Raw genomic sequence first — 22,571 nt, forward strand, 5'->3', positions numbered from 1 at the left:
CTAAAACACCTTCGGTGTTGTAAGGTTAAGCCTCACGGATCATTAGTACTGGTTAGCTCAATGCATCGCTGCACTTACACACCCAGCCTATCAACGTCTTAGTCTTAAACGTTCCTTCAGGGACCTTAAAGGCCCAGGGAAGACTCATCTCGAGGCAAGTTTCGCGCTTAGATGCTTTCAGCGCTTATCTTTTCCGCACTTAGCTACCGGGCAGTGCCATTGGCATGACAACCCGAACACCAGTGGTGCGTTCACTCCGGTCCTCTCGTACTAGGAGCAACCCCTCTCAATCTTCCAACGCCCACGGCAGATAGGGACCGAACTGTCTCACGACGTTCTAAACCCAGCTCGCGTACCACTTTAAATGGCGAACAGCCATACCCTTGGGACCTACTTCAGCCCCAGGATGTGATGAGCCGACATCGAGGTGCCAAACACCGCCGTCGATATGAACTCTTGGGCGGTATCAGCCTGTTATCCCCGGAGTACCTTTTATCCGTTGAGCGATGGCCCTTCCATTCAGAACCACCGGATCACTAAGACCTACTTTCGTACCTGCTCGAGCCGTCACTCTCGCAGTCAAGCTAGCTTATGCCTTTGCACTAACCTCACGATGTCCGACCGTGATTAGCTAACCTTCGTGCTCCTCCGTTACTCTTTGGGAGGAGACCGCCCCAGTCAAACTACCCACCAGACACTGTCCTCACCCCGGATTACGGGGCCGAGTTAGAACATCAAACATTAAAGGGTGGTATTTCAAGGTTGGCTCCATGCAGACTGGCGTCCACACTTCAAAGCCTCCCACCTATCCTACACATCAAGGCTCAATGTTCAGTGTCAAGCTATAGTAAAGGTTCACGGGGTCTTTCCGTCTTGCCGCGGGTACACTGCATCTTCACAGCGAGTTCAATTTCACTGAGTCTCGGGTGGAGACAGCCTGGCCATCATTACGCCATTCGTGCAGGTCGGAACTTACCCGACAAGGAATTTCGCTACCTTAGGACCGTTATAGTTACGGCCGCCGTTTACTGGGGCTTCGATCAAGAGCTTCGCCTTGCGGCTGACCCCATCAATTAACCTTCCAGCACCGGGCAGGCGTCACACCGTATACGTCCACTTTCGTGTTTGCACAGTGCTGTGTTTTTATTAAACAGTTGCAGCCAGCTGGTATCTGCGACTGGCTTCAGCTCCGAGAGCAAGTCTCTTCACCTACGCGCCAGCGTGCCTTCTCCCGAAGTTACGGCACCATTTTGCCTAGTTCCTTCACCCGAGTTCTCTCAAGCGCCTTGGTATTCTCTACCTGACCACCTGTGTCGGTTTGGGGTACGATTTGATGTTACCTGATGCTTAGAGGCTTTTCCTGGAAGCAGGGCATCAACTACTTCTGCACCGTAGTGCATCGTCATCACGCCTCAGGGTTGGTAGCGTTCCGGATTTACCAGGAACACCCCCCTACACGCTTAAACCGGGACAACCGTCGCCCGGCTAGCCTAGCCTTCTCCGTCCCCCCTTCGCAGTAACACCGAGTACAGGAATATTAACCTGTTTCCCATCGACTACGCCTTTCGGCCTCGCCTTAGGGGTCGACTCACCCTGCCCCGATTAACGTTGGACAGGAACCCTTGGTCTTCCGGCGAGCGGGTTTTTCACCCGCTTTATCGTTACTTATGTCAGCATTCGCACTTCTGATACCTCCAGCAAACCTCACAGTTCACCTTCAACGGCTTACAGAACGCTCCCCTACCCAACAACGCCTGAGCGTCGCTGCCGCAGCTTCGGTGCATGGTTTAGCCCCGTTACATCTTCCGCGCAGGCCGACTCGACCAGTGAGCTATTACGCTTTCTTTAAATGATGGCTGCTTCTAAGCCAACATCCTGGCTGTCTATGCCTTCCCACATCGTTTCCCACTTAACCATGACTTTGGGACCTTAGCTGGCGGTCTGGGTTGTTTCCCTCTTCACGACGGACGTTAGCACCCGCCGTGTGTCTCCCGTGATAACATTCTTCGGTATTCGGAGTTTGCATCGGTTTGGTAAGCCGGGATGGCCCCCTAGCCGAAACAGTGCTCTACCCCCGAAGATGAGTTCACGAGGCGCTACCTAAATAGCTTTCGGGGAGAACCAGCTATCTCCCGGTTTGATTGGCCTTTCACCCCCAGCCACAAGTCATCCGCTAATTTTTCAACATTAGTCGGTTCGGTCCTCCAGTTAGTGTTACCCAACCTTCAACCTGCCCATGGCTAGATCACCGGGTTTCGGGTCTATACCTTGCAACTATTCGCCCAGTTAAGACTCGGTTTCCCTACGGCTCCCCTATACGGTTAACCTTGCTACAAAATATAAGTCGCTGACCCATTATACAAAAGGTACGCAGTCACACCACGAAGGTGCTCCCACTGCTTGTACGTACACGGTTTCAGGTTCTATTTCACTCCCCTCGCCGGGGTTCTTTTCGCCTTTCCCTCACGGTACTGGTTCACTATCGGTCAGTCAGGAGTATTTAGCCTTGGAGGATGGTCCCCCCATATTCAGACAGGATGTCACGTGTCCCGCCCTACTCATCGAACTCACAGTTAATGCATTTTAGTGTACGGGGCTATCACCCTTTGCTGCGCGACTTTCCAGACGCTTCCACTAACACAAGAACTGATTCAGGTTCTGGGCTGTTCCCCGTTCGCTCGCCGCTACTAGGGGAATCTCGGTTGATTTCTTTTCCTCGGGGTACTTAGATGTTTCAGTTCCCCCGGTTCGCCTCGTATGGCTATGTATTCACCATACGATAGTGTGTCGAAACACACTGGGTTTCCCCATTCGGGTATTGCCGGTTATAACGGTTCATATCACCTTACCGACACTTTTCGCAGATTAGCACGCCCTTCATCGCCTCTGACTGCCTAGGCATCCACCGTGTACGCTTAGTCACTTAACCTCACAACCCGAAGGTGTTTCTGTAAACAGAGAACACTGTCGTGCTGTTTATTTGAGAGACTCTATGACAGGTTAATCCTTACCCCAATACATCTACGGAGGGATAAGTTTCAGCTGTCATGTTTCAATTTTCAGCTTGTTCCAGATTGTTAAAGAGCAAAATACTTCGCAGCATACTGTTGCCAGTACACTCTGAAGTATTATCAAGGACCATATGGATATGGTGGAGCTAAGCGGGATCGAACCGCTGACCTCCTGCGTGCAAGGCAGGCGCTCTCCCAGCTGAGCTATAGCCCCATACAGTCACTTGCAGAAACCTTTATTTACCACTCGCTCAGGCAAGGCATGCTCACTGGACGTTTACGGTGTAAACGTATCGCGTGCAACGCAGCACAAGTGCGAATTTGGTAGGCCTGAGTGGACTTGAACCACCGACCTCACCCTTATCAGGGGTGCGCTCTAACCACCTGAGCTACAAGCCTATAAAGGTATTTCTGCTCGTTACTTTTTCATCAGACAATCTGTGTGGACACTGCACTCAACTGCATATCTTTAGGTAAGGAGGTGATCCAACCGCAGGTTCCCCTACGGTTACCTTGTTACGACTTCACCCCAGTCATGAATCACAAAGTGGTAAGCGCCCTCCCGAAGGTTAAGCTACCTACTTCTTTTGCAACCCACTCCCATGGTGTGACGGGCGGTGTGTACAAGGCCCGGGAACGTATTCACCGTAGCATTCTGATCTACGATTACTAGCGATTCCGACTTCACGGAGTCGAGTTGCAGACTCCGATCCGGACTACGACATACTTTATGAGGTCCGCTTGCTCTCGCGAGTTCGCTTCTCTTTGTATATGCCATTGTAGCACGTGTGTAGCCCTACTCGTAAGGGCCATGATGACTTGACGTCATCCCCACCTTCCTCCGGTTTATCACCGGCAGTCTCCTTTGAGTTCCCGCCATGACGCGCTGGCAACAAAGGATAAGGGTTGCGCTCGTTGCGGGACTTAACCCAACATTTCACAACACGAGCTGACGACAGCCATGCAGCACCTGTCTCACAGTTCCCGAAGGCACCAATCCATCTCTGGAAAGTTCTGTGGATGTCAAGAGTAGGTAAGGTTCTTCGCGTTGCATCGAATTAAACCACATGCTCCACCGCTTGTGCGGGCCCCCGTCAATTCATTTGAGTTTTAACCTTGCGGCCGTACTCCCCAGGCGGTCGACTTAACGCGTTAGCTCCGGAAGCCACGCCTCAAGGGCACAACCTCCAAGTCGACATCGTTTACAGCGTGGACTACCAGGGTATCTAATCCTGTTTGCTCCCCACGCTTTCGCACCTGAGCGTCAGTCTTTGTCCAGGGGGCCGCCTTCGCCACCGGTATTCCTCCAGATCTCTACGCATTTCACCGCTACACCTGGAATTCTACCCCCCTCTACAAGACTCTAGCTTGCCAGTTTCAAATGCAGTTCCCAAGTTAAGCTCGGGGATTTCACATCTGACTTAACAAACCGCCTGCGTGCGCTTTACGCCCAGTAATTCCGATTAACGCTTGCACCCTCCGTATTACCGCGGCTGCTGGCACGGAGTTAGCCGGTGCTTCTTCTGCGAGTAACGTCAATGAACAGTGCTATTAACACTGAACCCTTCCTCCTCGCTGAAAGTGCTTTACAACCCGAAGGCCTTCTTCACACACGCGGCATGGCTGCATCAGGCTTGCGCCCATTGTGCAATATTCCCCACTGCTGCCTCCCGTAGGAGTCTGGACCGTGTCTCAGTTCCAGTGTGGCTGGTCATCCTCTCAGACCAGCTAGGGATCGTCGCCTAGGTGAGCCATTACCTCACCTACTAGCTAATCCCATCTGGGCACATCCGATGGTGTGAGGCCCGAAGGTCCCCCACTTTGGTCCGAAGACGTTATGCGGTATTAGCTACCGTTTCCAGTAGTTATCCCCCTCCATCGGGCAGTTTCCCAGACATTACTCACCCGTCCGCCGCTCGTCACCCAGGAGCAAGCTCCTTGTGCTACCGCTCGACTTGCATGTGTTAGGCCTGCCGCCAGCGTTCAATCTGAGCCATGATCAAACTCTTCAATTAAAAGCTTGATTTGCTGACACTGTTCATTAAAGAACGGTGCAGCGATGCTCGAAAATTAACTTTCGTAATCATTCATTCGCATGAATGACTGCTTGGTCACTCTTCAAGACTTGATATTTTTTTGCTACCGAAGTAGCTGGATATCGTCTTGTGAGTGCCCACACAGATTGTCTGATAAATTGTTAAAGAGCGTTCGTTACCGTGAAGTTTCTCGGTAACGCGGGAGGTGCATATTACGCTTTCCCGCTGAAGAGTCAACCTTTTTCTCTTACGAGACGCGGTGTTTTCACCGGGTTGCTTCTTCCTGGCTGGGCGACTTGTTCGTCGTTGTTCCCGGTCAGTGGAGGCGCATTATAGGGAGTTCTCAGAACGCCGCAACCCCTAAATTCATTTTTTTTGCTGACCGTCGAATGTTTAAGCAAAACCCCATTAAAGCGGCAGTTTTTTCAACGATTTAAAGCCATAACCCTGCAAAACGGGCAATAAAGCATCGGTGTCTTCATTCAGCGCCATGCAATACGCCAGATTCTCTTCCTGAGTTGAGACCAGATTTTCCTGATTAGAGATAAGCCAGGCAGCTCTGCGGGCAATTGCCGCACCGGAATCCACCAGACGCGTTCCTTCAGGCAGGACTTGCATCAGCTCTTCAGATAATAGAGGGAAGTGAGTACAGCCCAACACGACCGTGTCCGGAGGCTCGCGCATGCTCAGCCACGGCTGCAATATTTTCTTCAGCGTTGCCAGCGGCACAGGTTCACCATGCAGCTTGGCTTCTGCCAGCTCCACCAGCTCAGAAGAGCCTAACAGCTCAATTTTGCAATCTGTCGCGAAACGCTCGATCAGTTCATGAGTATAAGTACGCTGAACCGTACCGCGCGTGGCCAGTAAACCGACGATACCGTTGGCGGTCAGTTTGGCAGCAGGCTTGATCGCTGGCACCACTCCCACCACCGGGAAAGCAAAACGCTCACGCAGCGCAGGTAAGGAAACGGTACTGGCGGTATTGCAGGCAATGATGACGATTGCCAAAGGATGACGTTCCTGAACCGCACTGACAATTTCCAGCACGCGCTCAACGATGAACTCTTCGGATTTCTCGCCGTAGGGGAATGCCACGTTATCGAAGGCATAGATATAGTGGAGATCCGGCAGCAGTTGCCGAACCTCCTGAAACACTGACAACCCGCCGACGCCGGAATCAAAAACCAGCGCCGTCGGGCGAGGAGCCGCAGTGGCGTTAGAAGGTATAGCTGCCAGTGAGGTAGTACTCTCTTCCTGGGGTAGCGTAGCCATAAGCCGTCTCATAATCTTTATCAAACAGGTTGGCAATTCTACCACGAACTGTCAGCTGAGAGGTTATTGGATATGAGGCGCTCACGTCGACCGTGCTGTAACTCGGCAATACGCGCTGCTCAGGGTTATAAGTAGAAGAGATATTGTCGTAACGCTTGCCGTAGTACTGATACGAGACATCCATATCCAGGTTGAACATCGTCCAATCCAGCTGATATTTGGCCTGACGTTTCGAACGGCGCGCCAGCACCTCATCGGTCTGGTCATTACGCGGATCGATATATTGCAGCGTCAAACGGTGGGTGAACATCCAGGTATCAAAGCTACCGGTCCATTCAACGCCTTTAATCGTTGCCCGATCCACATTGTAATACTGCCCCTGATAGGTCACCGGGTCAGAATCATAGTTGATCAGGTTCTGGATTTTGTAATGGTAAGCAGACAGACGCCAATCCAATGGCCCGGTCAAACCTTCCAGACCCATTTCCCACTGTTTGGACTCTTCCGGCTTGAGGTTGCTGTTGGAATCAATGCCAAAGCGTTTTGAGCCATATTGCTGACCCAATGACGGCGTCAGGAAACCCGTACCATAAGATAAGGTAGCTCGATAGCCATCAACAAACTCCCAACCTGCCGCAGTCTGCCAAGTGCCGTGCCAACCAAAGTCACCTGCCTTGTCTTCACGCCCAGAGGCTTCCAGCGTCACGCTGCCAAACTGCTGTTGACCGCTCAGGTACAGCCCCGTGTTGTCTCTTTTATAGGTATCGGCAAAGGAACTGTCGGAAGAGGTCAGGCGCTGTTGCTGGAAATCGGCACCGGCGGTAACGCTACCGTGCTCGAAAGCATAGGTATTGCCCCATTGCAGGTTACGCTGATCCATATCATCCAGCGTAGTGCTAATGCCATAACGGCCATTCTGGCTGCTGTAGTTGTAATCTTTCTGTTTCTGATAGCTGCCCGTCAGTTGAGAAGAGAAAGCCCCAGACAGGAAACGCAGCCCCATATCATAGGTATGGCTATACAGGCGGTCTTCATCATTACTGTACTTCGGGCTGTAAGGTACACTGCCGACATCGTAGTCCGAGTTATTGGTATAACCATAACCCCGCACGAAGCCTGAGAAATTCTGATTGAACTGCTGTTCCAACCCGCCCCAGAAGCTTTTATTACGGAAACCATCACGATCGCTGTCGACCGAATAAGGCGAGCCTGGCTGCACATTGAAACCGTTGGTCATCTGGTAGCTGCCCGCAACGGTAGCAACAGTGTTATCAAAACGCTGGCGCAAGGCACCATCGTACTGCTGGTATCCTTTAGAACCGATCCCCGCCTGGACTTTTCCGCCCTCTTTATCCGTCTGGGTAATGATGTTGATGACCCCGCCGATGGCACCAGAACCGTAAATGGCAGAGCGCGGCCCACGGATAAACTCCACACGCTGAACCAGCGCCAACGGAACCTGGTTAAAATCGACGCCGTTGCTGATCCCCAGACGGGCCATTGGCACGCCGTCAATCAGAACCAATACATGGCGAGCTTCAGTGCCGCGTACCGAGAGGGATGACCCCTGCCCCATACCGCCGTACTGTGAAATATCGACACCGGGCAAACGGCGCATTACATCATTGAGGCTTTTGGCCTGCCAGCGATCGATATCTTCGCGGGTTACCACATCGGCGGGCGCCAATACGGAAGAGACCGGTTGAGGGAAGCGGTTGGCGGTCACCACCAGATCATCGCTACTTTTAGCCGTGGTGTTATCTTGCGCCCATCCAGAAAATGCCGTCGCGGAGGAGACCACCGCCAGCAGTGTATTTTTTATCATTGTCATTATAAAAAGCATCCAAACTTCATTGGGGATGCCGCAGGGCCACGGCCGGTAGTTCGCGACGGCTATGGATATTGCGACGTACACCGGTAGGTTTTCGGGCTTGGGATTTGCCGGTTGCCTGTGGCAACCCGCACCGGGCGATGACTTCCCATCCTGCAGTGGACAGTGTCTGCGTCATTTAACGCTATCGCCGTGACTTCCCCATACCGCTGCGCGTCAGCTCCAGATTTGCACTGGATTCCCTTTTCACTCGCTGCTTGAGACCGGACGGCAATGCTACAATCAATGAAAATGGATGTCTAGATTGCCAACAGTGTTGCAAAATAGCACCACAACAAAACTGGACTTCACGGGCTGATTCCCTACAATCCCCGCTGATCCAATTTGCCTGACGAGAGAAACCATGACGCCCGAGAATTTGCCCATTGAACGCTATGACGACCAACTGGCGGAGAAAACAGCCCGCCTGAAGACCATGATGTCACCGTTCACGGCGCCCGAGCCGGAAGTGTTTCGCTCGCCAGTCAGCCACTACCGGATGCGTGCGGAATTCCGCATCTGGCATGATGAGGACGATATGTACCACATCATGTTCGATCAGCAGACCAAGCAGCGTATTCGCGTCGATAGCTTCCCGGCGGCCAGCGAGCTGATTAACCGCCTGATGAGCGCCCTGATGGCGGCCCTCAAGCCCAATCCAGTGCTGCGCCACAAGCTGTTCCAGATCGATTATCTTTCTACGCAGAGCGGTAAGATCATTGCCTCGCTGCTGTATCACCGCAAGCTGGACGAACAATGGCAGCAAGATGCCACTGCGCTGCGTGATGCGTTACGCGCAGACGGCTTCGATGTGCAACTGATTGGCCGCGCCTCGAAGATGAAAATCATGCTGGATCAGGACTACGTCGACGAAGTGCTGCCGGTCGCTGGCCGCGCAATGATTTATCGCCAGGTCGAAAACAGCTTCACCCAGCCAAACGCCGCCATGAACGTGCAAATGCTGGAATGGGCGCTGGATGTCACCCAAGGTTCAAAAGGGGATCTGCTGGAGCTGTATTGCGGTAACGGCAACTTCTCGCTGGCCCTGGCCCGCAACTTCGAGCGGGTATTAGCCACTGAAATTGCCAAGCCTTCGGTGGCGGCGGCGCAGTACAACATCGCGGCCAATAATATCGACAACGTGCAGATTATCCGTATGGCGGCGGAAGACTTCACTCAGGCAATGAACGGCGCTCGCGAGTTCAACCGGTTAAAAGGGATCGATCTGAGCAGCTATAACTGTGAGACGATTTTCGTCGATCCGCCGCGCAGCGGGCTGGATGAGGAAACGGTGAAGATGGTGCAGACCTATCCACGCATCCTTTACATCTCCTGCAACCCGGAGACCCTGTGCGCCAATCTGGATACGCTGCAGACCACGCACAAAATCACTCGCCTGGCTCTATTCGATCAGTTCCCATACACCCATCATATGGAATGTGGCGTATTGCTCGAACGCCGCTGATCTAGACAGGCGCAAAAACCAAAAAAGGCACTCCGCGGAGTGCCTTTTCTCGATAAAACCATTTTTAATGCTGAACAGTGACGGTATTGCGTTTCTTTAATTGAAAACCAATCCAGAGCACCAGCACCACGCAGACAATCGAGGGCAGGAAGTTCGAGCCGATCTGCGGGTATTCCGCACGCACGATCGCGCTATATCCCAGGACGCCCAACAGGAAACAGCCAGCCGCCAGTTTTGGCATACCATCCGGCATTGGCTGGTTCAGGTAACGCTGATGCAGGCAATATACCGCCAACACCAAAGCAATCAACGGGAACGCTGAAAACGACACCACCGAACTGAACAGCGCGGCAAAGGAACCGTTTACGGACAGGCCGGCAATCAACGCCAGCAGTAAAGTACCATTCTCACGGCTTAGTTTTTCCATGACTTTCACCTTGTTATACGTGGGATACAGATGCTTTTTCTTGTTCGCGGCGATACCAGTAATAGGCTCCTTTGGAAATCATCCGCAGTTGCAACACTAACCTTTCTTCGAGCTGCCGCCGTTGTTCAATATCAATATCCAGCGCTTCCGCACCGGCACTGAACACAATCGTCACCATAGCTTCCGCCTGCGCCTCGGTAAAACTACGCGGCATATGGTTTTCCAGCTCAAGGTAATCTGCCAGTTCGGCGATAAAATGTTGGATTTCCCGTGCTACCGCCGCACGAAACGCGGCCGAGGTGCCGGAACGTTCACGCAGCAACAGCCGAAAGGCGTTGGGATTATTGCCGATAAACTCCATAAAGGTCGATACCGACGTGCGGATCACGCTGCCGCCTTTGGCAATACGCTGGCGTGCCTGGCGCATCAATTGGCGCAGCATCAGGCCGCTTTCGTCAACCATGGTGAGCCCAAGCTCATCCACATCGCGAAAATGACGATAGAAAGACGTGGGCGCGATGCCCGCCTCTCGTGAGACTTCACGCAGGCTCAGGCTGGCAAAACTGCGCTCGGCACTCAGTTGGCTGAAAGCCGCCTCAATGAGGGAACGACGAGTGCGTTCTTTTTGTTGTGCTCTGACGCCCATTTGCATATCCGGATGACTTCCCTTCTTCAGTCTAACGCCGCAGAACTGGCAATATAGCAAATTTATTGCAACAGCATTTATACAAACGCGCTTTGTCACAGTTCTAGGCCACACCGATTGTGCTTTGCCACAAAAAGGCTAATGGTAATTGGGCACGCAGCGCTATGATGTTAAGATACCGTTGTAAATTTGTATAAGAACAGGTCTCTCCTACATGCAACAACACTATCAATTTGATGCCATTATCATCGGCTCCGGCCCTGGTGGTGAAGGCGCAGCCATGGGTCTGGTGAAACAAGGTGCCCGCGTGGCCGTGATCGAACGGTACAATAACGTGGGCGGCGGCTGTACTCACTGGGGAACCATCCCCTCAAAAGCCCTCCGCCACGCCGTCAGCCGCATTATCGAATTCAACCAGAACCCGCTTTACAATAACTCCCGCACCCTTAGTGCCACCTTCCCTGACATTTTACGCCACGCCGACAGCGTGATTAACCAGCAAACGCGCATGCGCCAAGGGTTCTACGAACGTAACCAGTGCAAGCTGTTCGCCGGTAACGCCAAGTTTATCGACGCCAACACCGTCAGCGTAAGCTATATGGATGGCACGCAGGATACCATCCGCGCCGACCATATTGTGATCGCCTGTGGTTCACGCCCTTATCATCCGAACGGCGTTGATTTTAACCACTCGCGCATTTATGACAGCGACTCCATCCTGGAGCTGAACCACGAGCCACGCCACGTGATTATCTACGGCGCTGGGGTGATTGGCTGCGAATATGCTTCTATCTTCCGCGGTTTGAACGTGAAGGTGGATTTGATCAACACCCGCGATCGGCTGCTGGCGTTCCTCGATCAGGAGATGTCAGATTCTCTGTCTTACCACTTCTGGAATAACGGCGTGGTGATCCGCCACAATGAAGAGTTCGAGAAGATCGAGGGTACCGACGATGGCGTGATTGTGCATCTGAAATCCGGCAAAAAAGTGAAGGCCGATTGCCTGCTGTACGCCAATGGCCGTACCGGTAATACCGATGCGCTAGGCCTGGAAAATGTGGGTCTGGAATCAGACAGCCGTGGCCTGCTGAAGGTCAACAGCATGTATCAGACCGCCGTATCCCACATTTATGCCGTGGGTGACGTGATCGGCTATCCGAGTCTGGCGTCTGCTGCTTATGATCAGGGACGCATCGCCGCTCAGGCCATCTCCTCTGGGGAAGCCAGCGGGCATCTGATCGAAGACATTCCAACGGGCATTTATACCATTCCAGAAATCAGCTCCGTCGGTAAAACCGAGCAGGAACTGACGGCGATGAAAGTGCCCTACGAAGTGGGCCGCGCCCAGTTCAAACACCTGGCTCGGGCGCAGATTGCCGGCATGAACGTGGGTAGCCTGAAGATCCTGTTCCATCGCGATACCTTGCAGATCCTGGGGATCCACTGCTTTGGTGAGCGTGCGGCAGAGATCATTCACATCGGTCAGGCGATCATGGAACAGAAAGGTGAAGGTAATACCATCGAGTATTTCGTCAATACCACCTTCAACTATCCGACCATGGCCGAAGCCTACCGTGTGGCAGCGCTAAACGGCTTAAACCGCCTGTTTTAAGTTCGCGTCCAGGTAGTTCTGCATGTGTTCGCGAATAGCCTCGGCCAACTGCTCATAGCGGCTACGCAGCGGGGAGCCGGGGCGATACACCAGAGCAATGGTGCGCTTCGGTTCCGGTTTGTAGCACTCCAGATAGCACACGCCGTCACGCTCACGCTCACGCGGCACCGCCAAGGCGGGTAACAGCGTTATCCCACTGCCTGCGGCAACCATATTACGCAGCGTTTCCAGACTGGTCGCGCGGAAGTGGGTATCCTCATCCGCACCGGCCTGGAAGCAAAAGCCCAGCGCCTGATCGCGTAAACAGTGGCCATCTTCCAGCATCAGCAGTTTTTCACCCGCCAAATCGGCCATCGCCACGCGTTCGCGCTGCGCCCACGGATGGTCGGAATAGACTGCCAATTGCATCGGCTCATCGAACAAAGGCACTTCGATGAAGGCTTCGGTCTCTTTCACCAGGGCAAGAATAGCGCAGTCCAACTTGCCGCTGTCCAGCTGTGCCAGCAGTTGATGGGTTTGTGCTTCGTGCAGGTACATTTCCAACTTGGGAAAGGATTTATGCAGCGTCGGGATAATCTGCGGCAGCAGATAAGGCCCCACGGTAGGGATCAGGCCGATATGCAACGGCCCGGACATCGCCTCCCCCTGCTGGCTGGCCATTTCCTTCAAGACTTTGACTTCGCGTAGCACGGTGCGCGCCTGCTCCACCAACAGTAAGCCTGCCTGTGTGAAAAGCACCTTACGGCTGGTCCGCTCAAGCAGCATCACGCCCAACTCGTCTTCCAGCTTACGGATCTGCCCACTCAATGTTGGTTGGCTGACATGGCATGAGTCGGCAGCGCGCCGGAAGTGGCGGTGCTCGGCCAAGGCGACCAGATACTCTAAATCACGAATATTCATTGTTGTTTCCCTCCTGGCCATGATAGCTCATGGCGATAGATAAGATAGCAACGAGTGATTAGAACTATCAAGCCCCGCAGTGAATAATGTCCCCCAACGAAGCGCAACGGCGCCAACATAAAAAATTCATTTTTCTAATTAAGGGGTTAATTCATGTTTACCAGTCAAGAAGGCAAAAAAGTCCCTCAGGTTACCTTCCATACTCGCCAGGGCGACCAATGGATTGACGTGACCACTGATGACCTGTTCAAAGACAAAACCGTGATCGTGTTCTCCTTGCCGGGCGCGTTCACCCCAACCTGCTCATCAAGCCATTTGCCGCGCTATAACGAACTGTCCAGCGTGTTCAAGCAACACGGCGTTGACAGCATCCTGTGCGTCTCGGTGAACGACACCTTTGTGATGAACGCCTGGAAAGCCGATCAACACGCCGAAAATATTACCTTCGTGCCGGACGGCAACGGTGAGTTCACCAAGGGCATGAACATGCTGGTTGAGAAAGCCGATCTGGGCTTTGGCCCACGTTCATGGCGCTACTCCATGCTGGTGCGTAACGGCGTGGTAGAAAAAATGTTCGTCGAGCCAAACAAGCCGGGCGACCCGTTTGAAGTCTCTGACGCCGATACCATGCTGAAGTACCTGGCACCGGAATTCCAAGTGCAGGAATCGGTCTCCCTGTTTACCAAGCCGGGCTGCCCGTTCTGCGCCAAAGCCAAACAAATGCTGCAAGAGCGCGGGATCCAATATGAAGAAATCGTGTTGGGCCAAGACGCGACCACGGTCAGCCTGCGCGCTGTCAGCGGCCGCGCTACCGTGCCACAGGTGTTTATCGGTGGTCGCCACATCGGTGGTAGCGACGATCTGGAAAACTTCCTGTCAGCCTGAATGATAAAAATAAACCCGATGGGTCTCAGGCACGGTTCAACAATCTGTCGCCTGAAAAACCTAGCGGAATAGAAGTAATGTGACCTTTGGCGGGTGCTAACCCGCCCTTTTTTTATTCCCTTCAGGAGCGGATATGAAACTGTTGAATGTCGACGTCGCCGTTATTGGCGGCGGCACAGCCGGACTAGGCGCTTACCGCGCAGCAAAACTTTCTACCCCGAGCGTGGTGATGATTGAGGGCGGACCTTTTGGCACTACCTGTGCCCGCGTTGGCTGTATGCCTTCCAAATTGCTGATTGCTGCGGCAGAAGCGGTGCATCAGATCGAACGTGCTCCAGGGTTTGGCATCCATCCTGCGGGAAAAACCACCATTAATGGCCGTGAAGTGATGGATCGCGTCAAACGCGAGCGCGATCGCTTCGTCGGTTTTGTACTGGAAGGGGTCGATAGCATCCCGGCCGCAGATAAAATTCAGGGCTATGCCCGCTTCATTGACGACAACACCCTGCAGGTTGACGAGCATACGCGCATCGTCGCGCAGCGTATCGTGATTGCCACCGGTTCCCGCCCTAGCTGGCCTGCGCCGTGGAACGACCTTGGCGACCGCCTGATCGTCAATGACGATGTGTTTAACTGGGATGATTTGCCGCAGTCCGTAGCGGTATTTGGCCCAGGGGTGATCGGATTGGAACTGGGCCAGGCGCTGCATCGCCTTGGCGTTACCACGAAAGTGTTCGGCGTTGGTGGCGCGGTTGGCCCGCTGACCGACAGCATAGTACGGGAATATGCCGCTAAAACGCTGGGTGAAGAGTTCTATCTCGACCCAGATGTCAAAGTAGACATCATGCAGCGTGAAGGCGACAAAGTGTTTATCCGCTACCAGGATCTGCACGGTCAACCGCAGGAAATGATGGTGGATTACGTGCTGGCCGCCACCGGCCGCCGCCCGAACGTCGACAAGCTGGGGTTGGAAAATACCACCCTGGTGCTGGATGCCAAAGGCGTACCACAGGCCGATCGCTTAACCATGCAAACCAGCGTGCCGCATATTTTCATCGCCGGCGATGCCAGCAACCAATTGCCACTGCTCCACGAAGCCAGCGATCAGGCTCGTATTGCCGGGCACAACGCGGGCAGCTTCCCAGAAGTAACGCCAGGGTTACGTCGCAGTGCGATTTCCGTGGTGTTTTCAGACCCGCAAATTGCCATGGTCGGCTCAACCTTCCGTGAACTGAACCAGAAATTCAGCGCCTGCGGCTGTTTTGAAGTGGGTGCCGTATCCTTCGAAAACCAGGGCCGTTCCCGGGTGATGCTACGCAATAAAGGCATCTTGCACGTCTATGGCGAGCAAGGGACTGGCCGCTTCCTGGGGGCAGAGATGATGGGGCCAGACGTGGAGCATATCGCCCATCTGCTGGCCTGGGCACATCAGCAGCAGATGACCATCGACCAAATGCTGGATATGCCGTTCTATCATCCGGTGATCGAAGAAGGGTTGCGAACCGCGCTACGCGATCTGCAAGCCAAGCTGAAGCTGGGTGAGTCTGAGGCCGAACGCTGCCAGCGTTGCCCTGGCGAATAAGCCTTTATCTCTGCTATCAGTCACCATCCACCGGGCCTTCGCGCCCGGTTTTTTTGCGTATGGCATTCCAACCTTGAATCTCCTTGCTTGCCGAGTTTTGGTTTTAGCGTCATTTTTATGCTCCCTCACCTTGAAATGATACTAATATTGATACTAATATGGGACAGCTAAATGAAAGGACTCAGAGAAACCATTGACGATCTGCAACAGCGGCAAGCCAATATCAAATTCAACACATTAGTAAAGATCTGCACCTACTGGTTTGGCCCACCCCGCTTGAACGGTGGCAGTCACAAGGTTTACAAAATGCCTTGGCCGGGGGATCCACGCGTGAATATCCAACGTGCAGATAGCGGCATGGCAAAGGTATATCAGGTCAAACAGGTGATCAGCGCGCTGATCAAACTGGAGGAAGAAAATGGAAAAACATGAGCACTACACTTACCGCATCACCTGGTCAACGGAGGATAGCGAGTATGTCGGCCTCTGTACGGAGTTTCCTTCTCTGTCATGGCTGGCACCTACCCGCACCGCAGCGCTGGACGGCATTGAAAAGCTGGTCCGCGATGTGATTGCCGATATGCTTTCCCAAGGTGAAACGCCGCCAGAGGCACTGGCAGAGAAAAATTTCAGTGGGAAACTGGTGCTGCGGATGACCCCGGAACAGCATCGCCGCCTGGCGATTAATGCTATGGATGAAGGCGTTAGCCTGAACCGCTATTTGTGCGCCCGGTTGGCAGGATAAGGGCAGCATTGCGCTGCCCTCGGCGTAGCTTAGAACAGGCGTTTTTTCGCCTCGGCGATTGCATAGGCAACCTGCTGAGGAGAAACGCCGCCCTTGGCCGCACGCTTATCCAGGCAAGATTGCAGCGACAGGATCGGATAAACATCGTCACCAATCACGCTGTTGAATTTCTGCAAATCGCTCAACGGCAGGTCTTCCAACGGTTTGCCCTGGCGGATCGCTTCCACTACCGCTTCACCCACAATGTGGTGCGCTTCGCGGAACGGCACGCCTTTGGCAACCAGATAGTCGGCCAGCTCAGTGGCGTTAGCATAACCTTGCTGTGCCGCTTCCTGGCAACGCGGGCGCTTCACCTGAATGCCGTCCAGCACCAACGCCGCCATCTGCAGGCAATCCATCCAGGTGTCGAGCGCGTCGAACAGCCCTTCTTTGTCTTCCTGCATGTCTTTGTTGTAGGCCAACGGCAGGCCTTTCAACGTCATCATCATGCCGGTCAAAGCCCCTTGCACGCGGCCAGACTTGCCACGGATCAGCTCTAGCGCATCCGGGTTTTTCTTCTGCGGCATCAGGGATGAGCCAGAGGTCACGCGATCCGAAAGCTCGACAAACGCCGCTTCGCCGCTGTTGAAGAAGATCAGGTCTTCGGCAAAGCGCGACAGGTGCACCATGCTGATGGCCGCATTGGACAGCAGTTCCAGCACGTGGTCACGATCGGAGACGCTGTCCAGACTGTTGCGCGTAGCAGAGGCAAAGCCCAACCAGCCAGCCAGTTGTTCACGGTCGATAGGATAAGCGGTTCCGGCCAAGGCACCGCTACCCAGCGGGCTGACGTCCAGGCGTTTCAACGTATCCTGCAGGCGGCTTTCATCACGCGCCAGCATCTCAACGTAAGCGAGGCACCAGTGGGCAAAAGTCACCGGCTGGGCGCGCTGCAGGTGGGTATAACCCGGCATCACCGCATCCTGATTGGCTTCGGCGGTTTCCACCAGCGCCTGTTGCAGCTGTATCAATGCCTGAAGCAGTTCACTAACCTGATGTTTGCACCACAGTTTCAGATCGGTGGCCACCTGATCGTTACGGCTGCGGCCGGTATGCAGCTTTTTGCCCAGATCGCCGACTTTCTCGATCAGCTTCTGCTCGACCCAGCTGTGAATATCTTCTGCGTCGCTGTTAACGATCGCCAGAGGATCGGCCTGCACTTCTTCCAGCAGCACGTTCAGTGCCTGCTCAAGCTGCTGTTGCTCTGCTGACGTCAGTACGTTGACGGTCACCAGCGCTTTTGACCAGGCGACGGAGCCCACAATATCCTGTTCCGCCAGGCGATAGTCAAAGCGCAGGGAATCATTTAACTGTTTGAACCGCTGATCCGCTGCCTGACTAAACCGTCCGCCCCAAAGTGCCATAATCTTGCTCCTGAATAAGTATGCGAAAGGGCGCAGCATGCTGCGCCCCTCTAATTGACGCTAAACCAACAACGTTACTTTTTCTTCTCGTTCAACGCGCGAATACGGGAAGAGAGCGAGAACAGACGGATAAAGCCACCCGCATGGCTGTGATCGTAAACTTCGTCTTCGCCAAAGGTCGCAAATTCTTCTGAGTACAGGCTGTTGGCCGATTTCTTCTGGATCGCCGTCACCTGGCCTTTATACAGCTGCAATACCACTTCGCCGTTAACTTCTTCCGCCAGCGCTTGTGCTGAAGCCTGAATGGAACGACGTAGCGGAGCAAACCAGCGGCCATCGTAGACCACATAGGACATTTCCAGGCCCAACTGCTCACGCCATTTAAAGCTATCACGATCCAGTACCAACTGCTCGATCCCGCGCAGCGCGGCAACCATAATGGTGCCTCCTGGGGTTTCATAGCAACCACGGGATTTGATGCCTACCAGGCGGTTTTCCACGATATCGATACGGCCCACGCCATGTTTGGCACCCAACACGTTCAGGGCTTCCAGGCACTTGTACGGGCTCATGGCTTCACCGTTAACGGCCACTACACAGCCTTTCTCAACGGTCACGGTCACTTGTTCTGGCTTGTCCGGTGCTTCCAACGGATCGACAGTCCAGACCCAGCAATCTTTGTTTGGCGCATTCCACGGGCTTTCCAGCACGCCGCCTTCGGTAGAGATGTGCCAGGCGTTTTCGTCACGGCTGTAGATCTTCTCCAGCGAAGCGGTGGTTGGGATATTACGCTCTTTCAGGTAATCCAGCAGTGCTTCACGGGAACGCAGGTTCCACTCACGCCAAGGCGCGACGACCTTCAGGTGTGGAGCCAATGCGGTATAGGTGGTTTCGAAACGCACCTGATCGTTGCCTTTACCAGTAGCCCCGTGACACAGCGCATCAGCACCCACTTTCAGTGCCAGCTCAACCTGAGCCTTGGCAATGATCGGACGCGCCATTGAAGTCCCCAGCAGGTAGCTGCCTTCGTACAGTGCGCCGGTCTGCAGCACCGGATAAACGTAGTCACGGATAAACTCTTCACGTAGATCGACAACATGACACTCAGAGGCACCGGATTGCAGAGCTTTCTGCTCAACGCCTTCCAGATCGCCGCGCTCCTGGCCGATGTCCGCCACGAAGGCTACCACTTCACAGCCGCCGTAGTTCTCTTTCAGCCATGGAATGATGGCCGAAGTATCCAGACCGCCGGAGTACGCCAGAACGATTTTCTTGATGCCTTTGTTTTGCATTGTGTTATTCCTTTTTAATTCTAAATTTAAGCGAGGATCCGGGTGCCAATCGACACACCATTAAACAGAGCAGGGAGCTTTTCGGCATTACGCCAGCTGGCGATATCTACCGGGCGGCCAAGGGTACGTGCAGCATCCAGCGCTGCATTGACCTTCACCACCATACCATCGGTAATGATGCCTTGAGCAATCAGTTGCTCGGCTTTTTGTGCTGTCATTTCCGCGATGCGCTGCCCTTTGCCGTCGAGAATACCGCTGACATCCGACAGCAGGATTAAATCCGCCCCCAGCGTGGCGGCCAGGGCCGTCGCTGCCTGATCGGCGTTCACGTTCATCAGTTGCCCCTCGGCAGTGATGCCGATGGAGCTGACCACCGGCAGGTAGCCAGCGCCTAACAAGGTATTGAGCAGCGCAGGTGTTCCTGGAACTGCATGGCCTACGTGGCCCAACGCTGGATCCAGCTGCGTAACCGCAACGCTGCCACCGTCTGCCAGGCTCAGACCAACGGCATTAATTTTGTGCTTCACCGCCCAGGCCAGCAGGGTTTTATTGGCCGTTCCTGCCAGCGCGCCGGTGATGATATCGATCTGATCGGCTGGAGTGACACGCAGGCCGTTCTTCTTCACTACCGGCAGGGAGAGCTGTTTCATCAGCTCATCTACCACGCAGCCGCCGCCGTGAACGATCACCAGCGGGCGCTGATGTTCCTGGCGATAGACATCCAGCGCGGTAAACAAACGCTCCAGCGCTTCTTCACTGTCCAGTAGCACGCCACCTAGTTTGATAATCAATGGATTCATTGCTGTTTACTCACGCTGATTTAAAGTAAGGATTGGGTTTCCGGGAAGCCGAAACGGATATTCAGACACTGCACCGCCTGGGCCGCCGCACCTTTCAACAGGTTATCTTCTGCAGCTACGACGATCAGATGCTCGCCCTGAACGGCAAAACCGATATCACAGAACGGCAGGCCCACCACGGATTTCAGTGCTGGCACCCCTTGGTCGTACAGCCGTACCAGCGGTTTATCATCGTAAGCCGCATGGTAAGCCGCCGCCACGTCCTGCGCGGTGACGCCCTTGTTCAGGCGGCAGGTGATGGTTTCCAGAATACCCCGTGGGAAGTTACCCAGATGTGGCGTAAAGATGACAGGCACCCCGAGATGAGCAGAGATTTCTGGCTGATGACGGTGATTGAACAGGCCGTAAGGTTGCAGGCTGACTTCACAGAAACTGGTCGTGACGCTGGCTTTACGCCCTGCACCGCTCACGCCACTGACGGCGTTGATCACTGGCCATTGAGCCAGGTTCAGCAATTGCTTGTCGAGCAGCGGTTTGAGTGCCAGCTGCGCTGCCGTTGGGTAGCAGCCCGGCACGGCAATCAGCTGCGCCTGCTTGAGTTTTTCGCTCTGCCACTCTGCCAGGCCGTAAACCGCCTGCGCCAGCCAGTCGGCATGCTGGTGTGTAAAACCATAATACTGCTGATAAAAATCCGCATCCTGTACGCGGAAGGCGCCGGAGAGATCGAACACCACGCAACCGGCGGCCAGGAATGCTGGCGCGATGTCGTGGCTCACCTCATGGGCGGTCGCGAGGAAAACAACGTCGATGCCTTTGGCCGCTGCGGCAACGTCAACCAGCGGTTGTAATGGCAGATCGACGATGCCTTTTAATTGAGGGTGCAGCTCGGAAAGCAATTTTCCTGCATCTGCACTTTGCGCTGAAACCGCTAAAGCGGTTATGTTCATGTGTGGGTGGCGATTCAGGTAAGCCGTGAGCTCTGCTCCGGCATAACCGCTGGCACCAACAATCAGCGTATTCAACATGTGGCCTTTCACCTTCTTGGCTAGCAATCTAAGAGTCACGGCGACCCTGGTAGCAGGGCTTGGTCGCGTTGTTGCGCGGTTCACCCACGTGGTTGAGCGTGATGTTTTTATCAACATCCGGGTTACAGGTTCCCTTACGCTCTAGCTTACTGTATTTTTATTCAAAATAAATGCATGAATATTGATACTATCCTAACCAAAGGCTGTCAACAGTGAAGATGAAATTACCTCCATTTATTGAGCTGTACCGGGCGTTGATCGCCACTCCGTCGATCAGCGCCACCGATGGCGCCCTCGATCAGAGTAATGAAGCATTAATCAACTTGCTGGCCGGCTGGTTCAACGATTTGGGCTTCCGCGTCGACGTGCAGCCCGTGCCGGACACCCGCAACAAATTCAACCTGCTGGCGAGCCTCGGCGAAGGCAGCGGCGGCCTGCTGCTGGCGGGCCATACCGACACGGTGCCTTACGATCAGGGGCGCTGGACGCGAGATCCCTTTACCCTGACCGAGCACGACAACAAGCTGTACGGGCTGGGTACCGCCGACATGAAGGGTTTTTTCGCCTTTATCCTCGATGCGGTACGCGATATCGATGCCAGCAAGCTGACCAAGCCGCTGTACATTTTAGCCACCGCTGATGAAGAAACGACGATGGCTGGTGCACGTTACTTTGCTGCCTCCAGCAAAATCCGCCCGGACTTTGCCATCATCGGCGAGCCAACCTCGCTGCAACCGGTGCGCGCGCACAAAGGCCATATCTCAAGTGCGATCCGCATCGTTGGCCAGTCGGGCCATTCGAGCGATCCGGCGCGCGGCGTCAATGCCATCGATCTGATGCATGAGTCCATTGGGCATCTGATGGCATTGCGCAAAACGCTACAGGAGCGCTACAACAACCCGGCGTTTGCTGTGCCTTACCCAACCATGAACTTTGGCCATATCAGCGGCGGCGATGCGGCCAACCGTATCTGTGCCTGCTGTGAACTGCATATGGATATTCGCCCATTGCCGGGGATGACGTTGGATAACATCAACGAACTCCTGCACGAAGCGCTGGCGCCGGTAAGCCAACGTTGGCCTGGCCGCTTGACGATCGATGAGTTGCATCCGCCGATCCCTGGCTACGAATGCCCAACCGACCATCACATGGTGGCGGTGATTGAAAAACTGCTGGGTTCACGCACCGAAGTGGTCAATTACTGCACCGAAGCACCGTTCGTCCAGGAAGTATGCCCAACGCTGGTGCTCGGCCCAGGTTCGATCAACCAGGCGCATCAGCCGGATGAATATCTGGATACCGCGTTTATTGAGCCAACGCGTAAGCTGCTGGGTCAGTTGGTCGACCATTTCTGCCGGCAATAAACCTTAATAACAACAGGGGAATGGGTTACCATCCCCTACCTCTTAAGACGTAGCAATTTACGCCGATAAGCCAGACTGATAACCGACAGCGCGTAATTAAATTTCAGAAAATACGCCGAATTTGATGTTTTTTTGCTAAAAATAGTGTCAATTGATGATTGGACAGGCACGTGATCGGCTAAAACCGGCAGGTTGCGACGGCACGTGAAATTTACTTACAAGATGAAAAATCACGT

General features: G+C 54.1%; 16 protein-coding genes, 2 tRNA genes, 2 rRNA genes and 1 riboswitch. Of the genes, 7 read left to right on the forward strand and 13 right to left on the reverse strand.

Annotated elements, in window-relative coordinates:
• Positions 1–21 precede the first annotated feature (21 nt).
• The 6 genes from KGP16_RS25490 to btuB all read right to left on the reverse strand — a co-directional run bounded on the left by KGP16_RS25490 (position 22) and on the right by btuB (position 8,144).
• Positions 22–2,929, reverse strand: a 23S ribosomal RNA gene (locus tag KGP16_RS25490).
• Positions 2,930–3,149: 220 nt separating this feature from the next.
• Positions 3,150–3,225: transfer RNA gene (locus KGP16_RS25495), tRNA-Ala, on the reverse strand.
• 108 nt (positions 3,226–3,333) lie between these two features.
• Positions 3,334–3,410, reverse strand: a tRNA-Ile gene (locus KGP16_RS25500).
• Between the two features lie 75 nt (positions 3,411–3,485).
• Positions 3,486–5,026 (reverse strand): 16S ribosomal RNA (locus tag KGP16_RS25505).
• Together the 16S and 23S rRNA genes with 2 tRNA genes alongside form the textbook arrangement of a ribosomal RNA operon.
• Positions 5,027–5,455: 429 nt before the next feature.
• Positions 5,456–6,319, reverse strand: a complete 864-nt coding sequence (gene murI, locus KGP16_RS25510) for a glutamate racemase (protein WP_037376430.1) — start codon at positions 6,317–6,319, stop codon at positions 5,456–5,458.
• Positions 6,264–8,144, reverse strand: a complete 1,881-nt coding sequence (gene btuB / locus KGP16_RS25515) for a TonB-dependent vitamin B12 receptor BtuB (RefSeq protein ID WP_371822723.1) — start codon at positions 8,142–8,144, stop codon at positions 6,264–6,266. The genes murI and btuB overlap by 56 nt, the downstream gene beginning before the upstream one ends.
• A 73-nt stretch (positions 8,145–8,217) precedes the next feature.
• A riboswitch (cobalamin riboswitch) is annotated at positions 8,218–8,433 on the reverse strand.
• Positions 8,434–8,553: 120 nt separating this feature from the next.
• Between btuB and trmA the strand changes: the two genes are divergently transcribed.
• A complete protein-coding gene (gene trmA, locus KGP16_RS25520; protein ID WP_021807206.1) occupies positions 8,554–9,654 on the forward strand; it encodes a tRNA (uridine(54)-C5)-methyltransferase TrmA in 1,101 nt (366 codons plus the stop codon).
• A gap of 64 nt (positions 9,655–9,718) precedes the next feature.
• On the opposite strand, the gene KGP16_RS25525 is transcribed toward trmA, so the two are convergent.
• Together KGP16_RS25525 and fabR are read right to left on the reverse strand one after the other, a co-directional pair.
• Complete coding sequence (locus KGP16_RS25525) at positions 9,719–10,081, reverse strand: YijD family membrane protein (RefSeq protein ID WP_021807207.1); 363 nt, start codon at positions 10,079–10,081, stop codon at positions 9,719–9,721.
• 13 nt (positions 10,082–10,094) lie between these two features.
• Positions 10,095–10,727: an HTH-type transcriptional repressor FabR gene (gene fabR, locus KGP16_RS25530; protein ID WP_024482854.1), complete on the reverse strand. Its 633-nt coding sequence runs from the start codon at positions 10,725–10,727 to the stop codon at positions 10,095–10,097.
• Between the two features lie 214 nt (positions 10,728–10,941).
• Between fabR and sthA the strand changes: the two genes are divergently transcribed.
• Positions 10,942–12,339: a Si-specific NAD(P)(+) transhydrogenase gene (sthA, locus tag KGP16_RS25535; RefSeq protein WP_021807209.1), complete on the forward strand. Its 1,398-nt coding sequence runs from the start codon at positions 10,942–10,944 to the stop codon at positions 12,337–12,339.
• Here sthA and oxyR read toward each other — a convergent pair.
• Positions 12,322–13,239 carry a DNA-binding transcriptional regulator OxyR gene (oxyR, locus tag KGP16_RS25540; protein WP_021181915.1) on the reverse strand — a complete coding sequence of 306 codons (918 nt, stop codon included), beginning with the start codon at positions 13,237–13,239 and terminating at the stop codon, positions 12,322–12,324. The two genes, sthA and oxyR, sit on opposite strands and share 18 nt — an antisense overlap.
• Before the next feature lie 153 nt (positions 13,240–13,392).
• Between oxyR and KGP16_RS25545 the strand changes: the two genes are divergently transcribed.
• From KGP16_RS25545 to KGP16_RS25560, 4 genes are all read left to right on the forward strand, one after another.
• Positions 13,393–14,124, forward strand: a complete 732-nt coding sequence (locus KGP16_RS25545; protein ID WP_021181914.1) for a glutathione peroxidase — start codon at positions 13,393–13,395, stop codon at positions 14,122–14,124.
• A gap of 133 nt (positions 14,125–14,257) precedes the next feature.
• A complete protein-coding gene (locus KGP16_RS25550; protein ID WP_223500527.1) occupies positions 14,258–15,706 on the forward strand; it encodes a dihydrolipoyl dehydrogenase in 1,449 nt (482 codons plus the stop codon).
• 171 nt (positions 15,707–15,877) lie between these two features.
• Positions 15,878–16,138 (forward strand): hypothetical protein, encoded by a 261-nt coding sequence (locus KGP16_RS25555; protein WP_021807211.1) that lies wholly within the window; start codon positions 15,878–15,880, stop codon positions 16,136–16,138.
• The gene (locus tag KGP16_RS25560) at positions 16,125–16,451 is read left to right on the forward strand and encodes a type II toxin-antitoxin system HicB family antitoxin (protein ID WP_021807212.1); all 327 of its coding nucleotides are present in this window, start codon (positions 16,125–16,127) and stop codon (positions 16,449–16,451) included. Before KGP16_RS25555 ends, KGP16_RS25560 begins: the two co-directional genes overlap by 14 nt.
• Before the next feature lie 29 nt (positions 16,452–16,480).
• On the opposite strand, the gene argH is transcribed toward KGP16_RS25560, so the two are convergent.
• The 4 genes from argH to argC all read right to left on the reverse strand — a co-directional run bounded on the left by argH (position 16,481) and on the right by argC (position 20,971).
• On the reverse strand, positions 16,481–17,854 hold the full coding sequence (gene argH / locus KGP16_RS25565; protein ID WP_021807213.1) for an argininosuccinate lyase: 1,374 nt from the start codon (positions 17,852–17,854) through the stop codon (positions 16,481–16,483).
• 74 nt (positions 17,855–17,928) lie between these two features.
• Positions 17,929–19,146 carry an argininosuccinate synthase gene (locus KGP16_RS25570; RefSeq protein ID WP_021181909.1) on the reverse strand — a complete coding sequence of 406 codons (1,218 nt, stop codon included), beginning with the start codon at positions 19,144–19,146 and terminating at the stop codon, positions 17,929–17,931.
• Positions 19,147–19,172: 26 nt separating this feature from the next.
• Positions 19,173–19,946 carry an acetylglutamate kinase gene (gene argB / locus KGP16_RS25575; protein WP_021181908.1) on the reverse strand — a complete coding sequence of 258 codons (774 nt, stop codon included), beginning with the start codon at positions 19,944–19,946 and terminating at the stop codon, positions 19,173–19,175.
• Between the two features lie 20 nt (positions 19,947–19,966).
• On the reverse strand, positions 19,967–20,971 hold the full coding sequence (gene argC / locus KGP16_RS25580; RefSeq protein ID WP_021181907.1) for an N-acetyl-gamma-glutamyl-phosphate reductase: 1,005 nt from the start codon (positions 20,969–20,971) through the stop codon (positions 19,967–19,969).
• Between the two features lie 218 nt (positions 20,972–21,189).
• Here argC and argE point away from each other — a divergent pair, with 218 nt between their 5' ends.
• Positions 21,190–22,335: an acetylornithine deacetylase gene (gene argE / locus KGP16_RS25585; protein WP_037376432.1), complete on the forward strand. Its 1,146-nt coding sequence runs from the start codon at positions 21,190–21,192 to the stop codon at positions 22,333–22,335.
• Positions 22,336–22,571: the final 236 nt, after the last annotated feature.

The sequence above is a fragment of the Serratia sp. JSRIV006 genome (assembly GCF_019968685.1).
Lineage (GTDB): Bacteria > Pseudomonadota > Gammaproteobacteria > Enterobacterales > Enterobacteriaceae > Chania > Chania fonticola_B.

Bases quoted from the DNA above. Each gene is read 5' to 3' on its own strand.
- murI (WP_037376430.1), bottom strand. From the start codon at position 6,319: ATGGCTACGCTACCCCAGGAAGAGAGTACTACCTCACTGGCAGCTATA.
- btuB (WP_371822723.1), bottom strand. From the start codon at position 8,144: ATGATAAAAAATACACTGCTGGCGGTGGTCTCCTCCGCGACGGCATTT.
- trmA (WP_021807206.1), top strand. From the start codon at position 8,554: ATGACGCCCGAGAATTTGCCCATTGAACGCTATGACGACCAACTGGCG.
- KGP16_RS25525 (WP_021807207.1), bottom strand. From the start codon at position 10,081: ATGGAAAAACTAAGCCGTGAGAATGGTACTTTACTGCTGGCGTTGATT.
- fabR (WP_024482854.1), bottom strand. From the start codon at position 10,727: ATGGGCGTCAGAGCACAACAAAAAGAACGCACTCGTCGTTCCCTCATT.
- sthA (WP_021807209.1), top strand. From the start codon at position 10,942: ATGCAACAACACTATCAATTTGATGCCATTATCATCGGCTCCGGCCCT.
- oxyR (WP_021181915.1), bottom strand. From the start codon at position 13,239: ATGAATATTCGTGATTTAGAGTATCTGGTCGCCTTGGCCGAGCACCGC.
- KGP16_RS25545 (WP_021181914.1), top strand. From the start codon at position 13,393: ATGTTTACCAGTCAAGAAGGCAAAAAAGTCCCTCAGGTTACCTTCCAT.
- KGP16_RS25550 (WP_223500527.1), top strand. From the start codon at position 14,258: ATGAAACTGTTGAATGTCGACGTCGCCGTTATTGGCGGCGGCACAGCC.
- KGP16_RS25555 (WP_021807211.1), top strand. From the start codon at position 15,878: ATGAAAGGACTCAGAGAAACCATTGACGATCTGCAACAGCGGCAAGCC.
- KGP16_RS25560 (WP_021807212.1), top strand. From the start codon at position 16,125: ATGGAAAAACATGAGCACTACACTTACCGCATCACCTGGTCAACGGAG.
- argH (WP_021807213.1), bottom strand. From the start codon at position 17,854: ATGGCACTTTGGGGCGGACGGTTTAGTCAGGCAGCGGATCAGCGGTTC.
- KGP16_RS25570 (WP_021181909.1), bottom strand. From the start codon at position 19,146: ATGCAAAACAAAGGCATCAAGAAAATCGTTCTGGCGTACTCCGGCGGT.
- argB (WP_021181908.1), bottom strand. From the start codon at position 19,946: ATGAATCCATTGATTATCAAACTAGGTGGCGTGCTACTGGACAGTGAA.
- argC (WP_021181907.1), bottom strand. From the start codon at position 20,971: ATGTTGAATACGCTGATTGTTGGTGCCAGCGGTTATGCCGGAGCAGAG.
- argE (WP_037376432.1), top strand. From the start codon at position 21,190: ATGAAATTACCTCCATTTATTGAGCTGTACCGGGCGTTGATCGCCACT.